The 13021-nt window shown below is 66.0% G+C and carries 6 protein-coding genes; 3 read left to right on the plus strand and 3 right to left on the minus strand.

Annotation, left to right across the window (positions count from 1 at the left end; all coding sequences use genetic code 11):
• The gene (locus ACFSX5_RS14675) at positions 1-1401 is read left to right on the plus strand and encodes a sensor histidine kinase (RefSeq protein WP_386834434.1); all 1401 of its coding nucleotides are present in this window, start codon (positions 1-3) and stop codon (positions 1399-1401) included.
• A gap of 39 nt (positions 1402-1440) precedes the next feature.
• Positions 1441-4326 (plus strand): bifunctional [glutamine synthetase] adenylyltransferase/[glutamine synthetase]-adenylyl-L-tyrosine phosphorylase, encoded by a 2886-nt coding sequence (locus ACFSX5_RS14680; RefSeq protein WP_386834436.1) that lies wholly within the window; start codon positions 1441-1443, stop codon positions 4324-4326.
• Positions 4327-4388: 62 nt separating this feature from the next.
• Here the strand turns inward: ACFSX5_RS14680 and ACFSX5_RS14685 are convergent, their stop codons facing one another.
• The gene (locus ACFSX5_RS14685; RefSeq protein ID WP_386834438.1) at positions 4389-5894 is read right to left on the minus strand and encodes a sensor histidine kinase; all 1506 of its coding nucleotides are present in this window, start codon (positions 5892-5894) and stop codon (positions 4389-4391) included.
• 368 nt (positions 5895-6262) lie between these two features.
• Positions 6263-8905 carry an aminopeptidase N gene (gene pepN, locus ACFSX5_RS14690; RefSeq protein ID WP_386834440.1) on the minus strand — a complete coding sequence of 881 codons (2643 nt, stop codon included), beginning with the start codon at positions 8903-8905 and terminating at the stop codon, positions 6263-6265.
• A 297-nt stretch (positions 8906-9202) separates the two neighbouring features.
• On the opposite strand from pepN, the gene ACFSX5_RS14695 reads away from it, so the two are divergent.
• A complete protein-coding gene (locus ACFSX5_RS14695; protein ID WP_386835652.1) occupies positions 9203-11053 on the plus strand; it encodes an ABC transporter ATP-binding protein in 1851 nt (616 codons plus the stop codon).
• A 6-nt stretch (positions 11054-11059) separates the two neighbouring features.
• On the opposite strand, the gene ACFSX5_RS14700 is transcribed toward ACFSX5_RS14695, so the two are convergent.
• Positions 11060-13015, minus strand: coding sequence for a putative bifunctional diguanylate cyclase/phosphodiesterase (locus tag ACFSX5_RS14700; protein ID WP_386834442.1), 1956 nt, complete (start codon positions 13013-13015; stop codon positions 11060-11062).
• Positions 13016-13021 lie beyond the last annotated feature (6 nt).

Consider the following 13021-nt stretch of genomic DNA (forward strand, 5'->3'; position numbering starts at 1 on the left):
GTGAACCGCTTCGTTCAGCTCTGGCGCACGTCGACGGTCCGCCTGACCGCGACCTTCATCCTGATCTTTTCGATCTTCGCCATCCTGCTGCTGGCCTTCATCGGCTGGCAATCGAGCCTGCAGCTGCAGCGGCAGCAGGCCAACGACATCGACGGCGAGGTGCGTGTGCTGCAGCGGATCGTTGCCAACCAGGGCATCCGCGCCATGGCGTTCGCGCTCGACCGCATCTCGCGCTCGCCGGGGCCAGGCGTCTACTATCTCGGCGACGCGACGGGGCAGTACCTGATCGGCAACGTCACCGACGTGCCGCCCGAAGTGCTGATCGAGCCGGGCATCTACAGTTTCGACTATGAACGCGCCAACGGGCTGCCGATGGGCACGGACGGCAGGCCGCCCCGCAGTGGCTATGCGGTGGTGCGATCCGTGGAACTGCCCAACGGCATGCGGCTGGTGGTGGGCCGGGACGTGGTGGAGCGGCGGGGATTCAGCGCCATCATTGTCCAGAGCTTTTTCGTTGGGGCGATCGGCATCATCCTGTTCTCGCTGGTGGCCGGGGGCGTCACCGCCCGGCGGGTGCTGAAGCGGATCGACACCATTCGCGATACTTCCACCAAGATCATGTCGGGCAATCTCTCCGAGCGCGTGCCCGTCACCCGTCGCAACGACGAGTTCGATGGTCTCGCCACCAACCTCAACGCCATGCTCGACCGCATCGAGCAATTGCTCCAGGGACTGAAGGAGGTCACCGACAATGTCGCCCACGACCTCAAGACGCCACTGACGCGCCTGCGCAACCAGGCGGAATCGGCGCTGCGGGACGGCGCCAGCGACGAGGCACGGCGGGAGGCGCTGGAAACCACCATCGCCGAAAGCGATCGCCTGATCCGCACCTTCAATGCCCTGCTGATGATTGCCCGCGCCGAGGCCGGTGCGCCGTCCGGCGCCCTTACCGATGTCGACATCAGTGCCGTGGTGGCGGACATGGCCGAGCTCTATGGCCCCGTTGCCGAGGATGAAGGCATCACGCTCGAAACGCATGTGGAGCCGGGCGTCCATCTGCGTGCCAATCGCGAACTGATCGGGCAGGCGATGGTGAACCTCCTCGAGAACGCGGTGAAATACGCCAGCCCTCCCGACGGCAGCGGCGGCCGCATCACGGTGGGCCTGCGCCGCATCGATGGTCGGGTGTTGGTCGAGGTGGGCGACAACGGTCCCGGCATTCCCGAGCCGGATCGCAAGCGTGTGCTCGACCGGTTCGTTCGCCTCGAGGCCAGCCGTTCCGAACCGGGCTCGGGCCTGGGCCTGTCGCTGGTCGATGCCGTAACGCGCCTCCATGGCGGCAGCTTCCGCATCGAGGACAATGCCCCCGGTGTGCGGGCGGTGATCGATCTGCCGGTCTGAGGGGTTCTCTCCACCCACGCCGCTTGCTAAGCCATTCGCATGCACCTCGCGCCCCTGCCGCCCGTCGACACACCGGCCGTTCAGGCCTGGCTCACCGCGCTCCCGCCAGAGCAGCGCGAACCCATAGCGGCAGCCGGTCCCTGCATTGGGCCCTTGCTGGAGCAGGCGCCGTATCTTCTCGAACTCGCGCAGGCCAATGCGGAGTGGCTGGCGGGAGCGCTTGCCCAGGATGCCGACGGCACTCTCGCCGACATTCTCGATGCCGTTCAGGTGGCGGGTCGCGATGCCGGCGACGAAGATGCTCTCGGTCCGGCGCTGCGCATCGCCAAAGGGCGGACCGCATTGCTGGCCGCCATTGCAGAGGCGGGCGGAGCCTGGACCACCGCACAGTCGACCGCGGCACTGTCCGACCTCGCCGATGCGGCACTGGACGCCTGCCTCAACCTGCTGATGCGCGAGGCAGCCGACCGGGGCAAGCTGGCCATTCCCGCCGAAGAGGCGACCGCGGCCAATTCCGGTCTCGCCCTCTTTGCCCTCGGCAAGCATGGCGGGCAGGAGCTCAACTACTCCTCCGACATCGACATCGTCGCGTTCTACGACCCGCAGCGCGGCGTGCTTGCCGAACCGGCCGAGGCGACCAAGATCTATTCGCGCATGGTGCAGAAGCTGGTGGGCCTGATGGAGGACCGCCGCGCCCACGGCTACGTGTTCCGCACCGACCTCCGCCTGCGCCCCGATCCCGGCTCCACGCCGGTCGCGATTTCGGTGGATGCCGCGATGACCTATTACGAGGCTCGCGGGCAGAACTGGGAGCGCGCGGCGTGGATCAAGGCACGGCCCTGCGCCGGTGATCGCGGCGTCGGCGAAGCCTTCCTCAAGGAACTGGCGCCCTATGTCTGGCGCCGGCATCTGGACTTCGCCACCATCGCCGACATCCAGGCGATGAAGCGCCAGATCAACATCGCCAAGAATGTCGGCGACATCCGCGTCGAGGGCCACAACGTCAAGCTTGGCCGCGGCGGCATCCGCGAGATCGAGTTCTTCACCCAGACCCAGCAACTGATCGCCGGCGGACGTGACCGCAGCCTCCGCGTAAAGCCGACCGCTCATGCTCTGGCGGCTCTCGCGGACGCCAACTGGATCACGCCGAAGGCGGCAACTGAGCTGACGCAGACCTACTGGTATCTGCGCGCGGTCGAGAACCGGCTGCAGATGCTACGCGACGAGCAGACCCACGTGATGCCGTCCACCCCTGAAGGCGTGGCGGTGGTCGGCCGCTTGATGGGCGAGCCCGACCGCCTCGCCTTCGAGCGCAGTTACCGCGCCGCGCTGGAGCGGGTGGTGCGCTACTATGGCGAACTGTTCACCGAAGGTGAGAGCCTTGGCGTCGAAGGCGGCAACCTGGTCTTCACCGGCTCCGACGACGATCCAGGAACGGTCGAGACCCTGTCGAGCCTCGGCTTCGCCGATCCCTCCAAGGCCATCGAGACCGTGCGCCGCTGGCACTATGGCAGCTATGCCGCCACCCGCACCAGCGCTGCCCGCGCCCACCTGACCGAACTGCTGCCGCTGCTGCTGGCAACGCTCGGCCATGCCGGCAATGCTGATGAGGCGCTGCTGCGCTTCGACAATTTCCTCTCGCGCCTGCCCGCCGGCGTGCAGCTGTTCTCGCTGCTGCGCAACCACGCCAATCTGCGCACCCTTCTGGTGCAGCTCATGGCCTCGGCGCCGCGCATGGCCGAGCAGGTGATCCACCGCGCCCATGTGATGGACGGGCTGATCGATCCGGCCTTTGCCAACGACGTCACTCACCGCGAGGTGCTGATCGCCAAGGTCGACGCCTTCCTTGCCGAGGCCCGCTCCTATGAGGAGATCATCGATCGCGCCCGCATCATCGGTCAGGAGCAGAAGTTCCTGATCGCCGCGGGCCTTCTATCCGGCACCGTCGACGCCACCGGGGCAGGGGAGCAGTTCACGGCTCTTGCCGAGACCCTGGTCAACCGCCTGTTTGCGTCGGTCCGCCGGGAGTTCGAGCGTCGCCACGGCCGCATCGCCGGCGCGCGCGTGGCACTGCTGGCCTTCGGCAAGATGGCCAGCCGCGAGATGACGGCCACCTCCGACCTCGACTTCATCCTGCTCTATGACGGGCCTGATGCAGACTCCGATGGCGAGAAGTCGCTCAACATCAGCCACTATTACGCCCGGCTGACACAGCGGCTGGTGGCAGCGCTGTCGTCACCCACGGCGGAGGGCGTGCTTTACGAGACCGATCTGCGCCTCAGGCCCTCCGGCAATGCTGGGCCGCTGGCGACCAGCCTCAGCGGCTTCCGATCCTACCACCGGGACAACGCCTGGACCTGGGAGCACCTGGCGCTGAGCCGCGCCCGGGTCGTTGCCGCCGATGGCGCCTTCCGCCAGGAGGTCGAAGCTGCGGTCGCCGAAGTGATGGCTCAGCCCCGCGACATTACGAAGACCGTTGACGACGTTGTGTCCATGCGTGCCCTGATGGCGAAGGAGCGGCCACCACGCCACCCCTTCGACCTGAAGCTGGCGACCGGCGGCCTTGTCGATCTCGAATTCATCGCCCAGTCGGCGCAACTGGTCGCCGGCGCCACCATCGCCCGACCACAAGCACCCACTGCCGCAGTGCTGTCGCGGCTGGATCAGGTGGGACTGGTGCCGACCGGCCAGCGCCTGGCCGAGATCCACAGAACCTACTCCACCATTCTCCAGGTCATGAGCGCGGCGTTGGTCTCGCCCTTTAAGACCGAAGCCTGGACCGGCGCCTTCCGCGACCTGATCGCCGGGTTGACGCACTATCCCGATTACTCGCGGCTGGAGCTGGATATAGCCGCCATGCAGCACGAAGTGCAGGCTGCTGCGGAGGCCTGGTACGCCCGGGCGCGCACCCTCGGACAGCGTTAGCGTTTACGCTCCGGCGGCTCGATGCCGCGGCGTAGTGTGCCTTGTGCCACGCCGTGTCAGCATCAGGCGGCCATCCGCCCATCCATCGCTGCCAGCGGCAGCGAGATGGCCACGGTGGTGCCGAGCGCAGGGCTCGAGTCGATGGCGAGGTGCCCGCCGCTCAGTTCGGCGATGGCGCGGGCGATGGAGATGCCGAGCCCGGGTCCGCCGCCCTCGCGGGTGAACGTCGCGTCACCCAGCGCGAAGGGCTGGCTCAGGCTCTGGAGCCGTTCCTCGCTCATGCCGATGCCGGTATCGGTGATTTCCAGCACAACGCCATCCGGAGCCGCGAAGGCCGCCAGGGTGATGCGTCCGCCAGCGGGTGTGAAGCGGATGGCGTTCTCCACCAAATTGCCGAGCATGCGGGTGAGGCCGAGCTTGTCGCCTTCGACGATGGCCTGGGTGGGTGCACCGATCACGATGCCGACGCCCGCCCTCTGCGCCTGAGTGCGGAAGCGCTGCGCCACACCCTCGATCAGATCGTCGACCAGCAGCGGATCGCTGCGCAGCCCCTTCTGGCCGCTTTCCAACTCGGCGAGTTCGAGGATCGAGGCGAACGAGGCAAGCAGGTGCTCCCCCGAGGACTTAATCGACTGCACGTATTCGAGATATCGCTTGTCGCCCAGCGCACCATAGGTCTCGTGCCGCATCAGGTCGGCAAATCCGATGATGTGATTGAGCGGCGTACGAATATCGTGGCTGAGATGGGCGAGGAAGTTCGTCTTGGCCCGGCTGGCTGCCTCGGCCTTGAGCTTTTCCTCATGGTAGCGCCGGGCGAGGTGCCGCTGCTCCTCGCGAATGGCATGCAAGAGCGTATCGGTCTTCTTGGCCTCGGTGATGTCGCTGACCAGGGTCATGAAGCCGTCGCTGCCGAGCGGTCGCTCATCAATGAGCAGGCAGGAGCCGTCCTCGCGGTGCAGTTCGAGCAGGCGCCCATTGTCGCCTTCGCGCAAGAGCTTCATGTAGCCGCCGGCGATCAGCCGCTTTACCGCCTGATGATAGGTGACCTCGCGGTCTTCCATGTCGATGCTGTCGCGATATTGCTGGTTGCAGACGATGAGTTCGCCGGTGCGCGTCCAGCAGGCGACGCCCATGGGAATGGCGGCAGCGAGCGTGCGGTAGCTTTGCTTCAGTGCCGGATCAGGATCATCGTTCGGGCGTCGGCGCAAGGCGGCAAAGGACATCAGCGCTGCAATGGCGAAAGCGCCCGCGCCTCGCTGCATCACCCCGGCGGCGGCATCGTTTTGTGCCGGCTCGAGCTTGATCGCTCCGAGCCCGCCTACGGGCAACATCTGCCCGAAGGGAGAAGCAGCCGAAGTGCTATCCGAGACGAGACTGGCCTGAATGATCGGCGCGAACCTGCCGGCAGAGTGGTCCAGCCGCGTGAGCGCGGACTGCGGATCGAGTTCGATGATTTCCTGCGCCAGAGCGGAGCCGATCAGCTCCAGATGGCGCCGCTGGTCGTCGAAGGTGCGGTAGGCGTCATAGGCGGTGAACAGTGCCGCTGCCAGGAAGGCTGTCGCAGCCACGGCGGCAGCGATTGGTGGAACGTGGAACGGAGGTCGGGACGGCCCCCCTTCGGAGGTGTTGCCTGTGCTATCTTTGCCCGCGCCGAATCCGGTAGCGCCGGCGCCGGATTGCTCCGTCGACCGCATGAAACTCTCCACCATGATTGAGGTCTGGACCCCGCCGATTTGCCCTTAACGAACAATGAATCAGCCCGTGAATCGTGTCCAGACCCTCTCCGGCGGGGTGCTGGCCCCGATCCGGAAAAGGCGAGTCGGCGGAATCACTTACGGGCAGAGAAAAATTCTTCTCCACAGGTCGGCGTGGTTGCGCGTCGCGCGTGCTTTTCCCGGTCTCTCTGAGGCCTGGAGGAACCGCGCTCTTCTACGCCTCAGCCAGCCAGCATTCGCCCGAGGATGTCCGCCGTGTTGCGGCTCAATTCACCGCCGTTCTGCAGCGCCGTGAGCGCCGCCCGCGCCTCCTCGCGGCGGCCGGCCTCCAGTATCGGCCAGATACGGAAACCGGTGAGTACGCGCGCCGCCACCTGCGGATTGACCTTGTCCACTTCGGCCACGAACTCGGTCACGAAACGGAAGCCCGCGCCATCGGCACGCGCGAATTGGGTGGGGTTGTTGAGCGCGAACGTACCCATCAGCGCCCGCAGGCGGTTGGGGTTGGTGCGCGGGAATCCCGGGTCGGCGAGGATGCCGCGCAGGCGCTCCATCACCCCGGCTTCGGGCACCCCGGCATTGACGCTCAGCCACTTGTCAAACACCAGCGGATCGGTGGCGAAGCGGGTGCGGAAGTCGGCCAGCAGTGCCGGTGCGTCGGCAGTCCAGTGGCTTGCCGCAGTGGCCAGCGCCGCCAGTCGGTCCGTCATGTTGCGAGCCTCATGGTAGCATGCGGTCGCCATCGTGGCCGCGCCTTCGGCCCCGCTGCCCACCAGCAGTGCCAGTAAGCGGTTGCGGAGCGCGCGCCGCCCATTGCCGGCCGGATCCGGCGCGTAGGGCGCATCCGACTGCAGCCCTTCATGCGCGGTCCGCAGTTTGCCCGCGAGCGGCCCGAACACCGCGGCAATCAGTTCATTCCGCACGGTGTGAACACGGTCGGGGTCCACATCCTTGCCGATGGCACGGGCGATCTGCGCCTCCGCCGGCACGCTCAGGGCCAGCGCCTTGAAGGCGTCGTCGAGGTCGGGGCTGGCGAGCGTATCGCCCATGGCCTCGCTGAGAGCCGCCACATCGCCATCGCTCCACGCTTGCCCGCCCACGGCGGCGGTGGCGAGGGCGAGGCTCACATCCTGCAGCGCCTGCCAGCGGTTGAAGGGATCGCTGTCGTGCCGGGCCAGGAACAGCCGGTCCTCCTGCGAGAGCGGCAGGTCGAGGATCACGGGGGCGGAGAACTCGCGCAGGAGCGACGGCACCGGCTTGTTGGCCACGCCGGTGAAGGTCACCTCGGCTTCGGCACTCTCGAGCACGATCAGGTCGTCCTCCACCTTGGCGCCGCCGCTGACCCCGGTCCAGCTCATCGGGCTCCCATTGGGGCCGATCAGGCCGAAGCGGATCGGCATGGCCAGCGGCTCCTTGGTCGGCTGACCCGGCGTCGGCGGTATCTCCTGCCTGAGCTTCAGCGTATAGGTCTGCGCCGCAGCGTTGTAGCTTTCGCTGACGGAGAGGCGGGGCGTGCCGGCCTGCAGGTACCAGGTCTTGAACTGCTCGAGATCGACGCTGCAGGCATCCTCGAATACGTTGAGGAAGGCCTCGATGGTGGTCGCCTCCCCATCATGGCGCTCGAAATAGAGATCCATGCCCTTGCGGAAGCCGGCCTCACCGAGCAGCGTCGCCAGCATGCGCACGATCTCGGCGCCCTTCTCGTAGACCGTCGCCGTGTAGAAGTTGTTGATCTCCCGGTACTGATCCGGCCGGGCCGGGTGGGCGAGGGGCCCGCCATCTTCCGGGAACTGCGCCGAGCGCAGCGTTACCACGTCCGAGATCCGCTTCACCGCGCGCGAGCGCTCGTCGCTGGTGAACTCCTGGTCGCGATAGACCGTCAGCCCTTCCTTAAGGCACAGCTGGAACCAGTCGCGGCAGGTGATGCGATTGCCCGTCCAGTTGTGGAAGTACTCGTGGGCGATAACCCGCTCGATGTTCTCGTAGTCGGCATCGGTGGCGCTCTGCGGCTCGGCGAACACCAGCTTGTCGTTGAAGATGTTGAGGCCCTTGTTCTCCATCGCGCCGAAATTGAAGTCGTTCACGGCAACGATGTTGAACATGTCGAGGTCGTATTCGCGCCCGAAGCGGCGCTCGTCCCAGGCCATCGACCGCTTCAGCGAATCCATGGCCCAGCCGCACTGCTCCTCCTTGCCATGCGCGCAGTAGATGGCGAGCGCGATCTTGCGGCCGGAGCCAGTGGTGTAGCTGTCGGTGATGGAGCCGAGGTCGCCGGCGACCAGGGCGAACAGGTAGGCAGGCTTCGGGAACGGGTCTTCCCATACGGCATAGTGCAGCCCATCGCCGGCATCGCCGCGGTCGACCAGGTTGCCGTTGGCGAGCAGCACCGGCGCCGCGGCCAGGGGTGCGGTGATGCGAACACGGAATGTCGCCAGCACGTCCGGCCGGTCGAGATAGTAGGTGATGCGGCGGAATCCTTCGGGCTCGCACTGCGTGCACCAGGTGCCGCTCGAGCGGTAGAGTCCCATCAGCCTTGTGTTCTTCTCAGGCTCGATCACCACTTCCGTTTCGAGCACGAAGCGCCGTAGCGGCGGCTCGAACACGGTGAGTCCCTTCTCGTCCGCGAGATACGCCGACAGCATCAGCGGCAATCCGTCGATGGCGACCGAGGTCAGCTTCAGATCGTCACCGTCCAGCACCAGCGGTGTCCCGGCTGCAGTGTCCGGCGCGGGCTCCACCGTCAACTGGGCCCGCACCCGCGTGTTCTCCTCGAGAATGCGGAAGTCGAGCTCTACTGACACGATCCGGTATGGGCTCGGCGCATAGTCCTTGAGATAGATCGTCTGTTCGGTCTCGGTACGCATGAAAAGCTGGTCCGCTCTGGATCGGTTCTGGATGCGGGCTGTGGCCCGGCCGCTACAGCAGACTCGGCATGCTTGTGTATTCTGCCGGGCCCCGCTACAGCGGCCCCTCTTCTACGCCAAATGAGACGGCATTGGGGAGGGGCATTGCCGGCCCGGCGCGCGGAAGCCTTGTTGTCCGCTGCCTGCCGAGTTCGACGACGTTTTCCCGGCCAGCCGGCCTCCACCTCAACAATGTTGAGACCGTAGGCGCGCCGGCACTGTCCCTTCGCCCGTCCGGGCCAATGAGTGGTGATGATCATGTTCCGCTGGTTCGAGCAGCGCCTCAATCCCTATCCCCTGAGCGAGCCGGAGCAGCCGCCCAAGGGTCTGCTGGCCTTCTGCCTCCATTATTCCAAGGGCGCCAAGCGCTACCTCATCGCCATGTCGCTGCTGGGTGCGGCGATCTCGATCCTCGAGATCACTCTGTTCGGCTTCATGGGTTCGATCGTGGATTGGCTCAGCGCTGCCGATCCGCGCACCTTCCTCGCCGAGGAAGGATGGAAGCTTGCCGGTATGGCCTTCGTGCTGCTGATCGCCATTCCGGGCCTGCAGATCATCGACTCGCTGTTCATCCACCAGACGCTGCTGGGTAACTTCCCGCAGCGCATCCGCTGGATGGCGCACCGCTACCTGATCCGGCAGTCGATGAGCTACTTCCAGGACGAGTTCGCCGGCCGTATCGGTGCCAAGCTGATGCAGACCGCGCTCGCCGTGCGCGAAGTGGTGATGAAGGTTCTCGACGTCACCGTCTATGTCGTCATCTATTTCACCGGCGCCGTGGTGCTGGCGGCCATGAGCGACATCTGGCTCGCCGTGCCGTTCCTGGTCTGGCTCGGCTGCTACGTCGCGCTGCTGCGCTACTTCATCCCGCGGCTCGGCAAGATCTCCGAGGCGCAGGCCGACGCCCGGTCGCTGATGACCGGCCGCATCGTCGACAGTTACACCAACATCGCCACGGTCAAACTCTTCTCCCATTCGCGGCGGGAGGAGGGTTATGCCCATGAGGCGATGGAGGAGTTCCTCGGCACCGTGCACAAGCAGATGCGGATGGTGACCCTGCTGCAGTCGGCCATCACGCTGATGAACTGCACGCTGCTGTTCGCCGTCTTTGCCGTCGGCATCGGCCAATGGCTCAATGGCAACATGACGCCCGGTGCTGTCGCCGTGGCTGCCGCGCTGGTGCTGCGCTTCCAGGGCATGAGCCAGTGGGTGATGTGGGAAATGTCGGCCCTGTTCGAGAACATCGGCGTGGTCCGCGACGGTATCAATTCGCTGTCGCTGCCGTCGGTGGTCAAGGATGCGCCCGATGCCAAGCCGATCGGCACGGTGAAGGGCGACATCAAGTTCGACAACGTCTCCTTCCACTATGGCAAGACAGGCGGCGTCATCGACCACCTGAACCTCGAGATCAGGGCAGGGGAGAAGATCGGTCTCGTCGGCCGCTCCGGCGCCGGCAAGTCGACAATCGTCAACCTGCTCTTGCGCTTCTACGACCGCGCCGAGGGCCGCATCCTGGTCGACGGACAGGACATCTCCCAGGTCACGCAGGACTCGCTGCGCGCCAATATCGGCGTTGTCACCCAGGACACCTCGCTCCTCCACCGCTCCGTTCGCGACAACATCATCTATGGCCGCCCCGACGCGACTGAAGAGGACATGCTGCGCGCCGCCGAACTGGCGGAGGCTCACGAGTTCATCAGCGGCTTGAGCGATCTCAAAGGCCGCAAGGGCTATGATGCCCATGTCGGCGAACGTGGCGTGAAACTCTCCGGCGGCCAGCGCCAGCGGATCGCCATCGCCCGCGTGCTGCTCAAGAACGCCCCGATCCTGGTGCTCGACGAAGCCACGTCCGCGCTCGATTCCGAGGTCGAGGCGGCGATCCAGTCGCAGCTCCAGTTGCTGATGCAGGGCAAGACCGTGATCGCCATCGCCCACCGCCTGTCGACCATCGCCATGATGGACAGGCTGGTGGTGCTGGATAAGGGCCGCATCGTCGAGCAGGGCACCCATGCCGAACTGGTCGACACCGGCGGCATCTACTCCCAGCTCTGGCATCGCCAGTCCGGCGGCTTCATCGACGCCGACCAGACCGAGCAAGCGGCGCAGTAGACCAGCCTAGCCCGCCGCCCCCAGGCGGCGGGCATGTTCCGCCTGCAGGGATCTGATGGCGGCGTCCGGCGGCATCGGCCGTCCGAACAGATAGCCCTGCATCACCGACCCGCCGAGTCCGAGCAAGGTGTCGAGCTGCTGTTCGGTCTCGATGCCCTCGAAGACGCAGCCGATGCCGAGGTTGCGGCACAGGTCGAGCATGGTCTTGACGATCGCCCGGCTGGTCGGATCGTGCGGCGCATCGGAGACGAAGCTTCGGTCGATCTTGATGCGGTCGAGCGGCAGCTTCTGCACATGCGTCAGGCTCGAATGGCCCGTGCCGAAATCATCGAGCGAAATGCGCGAACCAAGTGCCAGCAGCGCCACCAGAGCCTCGTTGGCCTGGCCGATATCCCGCATTACGGCGGTCTCGGTGATCTCGAAATCGATCCGGCATGGCTTGCCGGCCTCGGTGACGATGGCGACGATGTCCTCGATCGCCTGCGCCGAGTTCAGGTCATGCGCGGAGAGGTTCACCGACAAGCGAATGGACTTTGGCATCTGCGCCGAAAGGGTCAGCGCCTTGCGCAAGACAGTGCGCGTGATGCGAGAGATCAGCCCGAGCCGCTCGGCCAAGGGGATGAACTCTGCTGGCGAGACTTCGCCCACTACGGGGCTTCGCCACCGCGCCAGCACCTCGAAGCCGATGGTGCGGTCCAGCAGCACGTCGAACTGCGGCTGCAGCAGCACATAGATTTCCCGGTCGAGCTCGGCGGTGTGGAGCGCATGCTCCAGCGCCCGCACCTTGCTGATCTCCTGCTCGTGCCGCTCGCCGAACACCACCGCGCCGCCGCGCGTCTCACGCTTGGCGACGCTGGTCACATAGTCGGCGCGGTCGAAGATCGTCTCGGCGCTGTCGCCCGGGCGCGACGCAGCGAGTCCCGCCGAAACGGTGACGTGGATGCTGGCGCCCGGCAGCTCGAACACCTCCCGCATGGCGTCGCACAGGCGATTGCCGAGATGCTGCAGGTCCGCCGGATCGGTGATCCCGTCGAGGATCAGGGCGAAAACATCCGCCTCCAGCCGCGCCACCGTCGTCACCGGCAGGCGCAACTGCGCGATACGGCGCGCAACCTCCACCAGCACCCGGTTGCCGGTGGTGTGGCCGAAGGTATCGTTGATGGCCTTGAAGCTGTCGATGTCGAGCCAGGCAACGGTGAGCCCGCGCGCGGTCATCGCTGCATCGGCCATGGCCTCGTCCAGCGTCTGCATGAACGAGCGACGGTTCGGCAGGCCGGTGACCGCATCCACATTGGCGAGTCGGAAGTTCTCGTCCGACAACCGCTGTGTCTCGGCCTGGCGCTGCACCATCTCGCTCCGCGAGGCCACGAGCGCCGCGAAGTCGCGATAGTTCCCCAGCAGGATCACAACCAACGCCGCGATCACCAGCACCATGTTGACGGAGATCGCCGCGAAGACCGGCACGCCCGAGGTGGCGAAAAACACCGAGAACGGGATCAGCACCACCGCACCGACGGAAAACGCCGCGGTGCGTACATGCATCAGGCAGAACATGCAGCCGATGGTGGTGATGCCCATGTAGAATGCGACGTGGGAGCGCTGGTAGGTGTCGCCATAGGGGAACAGCGAGATGGACCACCACGCGAACCCGACCCCGAGCACGATCGCGATCCAGATCATGCGCTGCAGCGTCTTCCGCGCGTCCGCGGCCGCCTTGGGCTGTCCGCCGCGCTGTCGCCACCAGTACACGATCCGCACCAGGCAAACCAGCGCCAGTGCTGCCGGAATATAGGCGGTGAGCCACGCCGGGGCGGCATGCAGATGCGTCGACGCCAGGATCAGCGTATTCGCCAGCAGCATGCCATACATCAGCGGCACCTGCCGGCTGAGCGCACGGGCCTGTGCCTGCACCAGGTCGGTATCGTCAGGCACGGCGAGCAGCCGCGAAAGTCTGTCAAGCACCATCTA

Source organism: Devosia albogilva (assembly GCF_042685625.1).
Lineage (GTDB): Bacteria > Pseudomonadota > Alphaproteobacteria > Rhizobiales > Devosiaceae > Devosia > Devosia albogilva.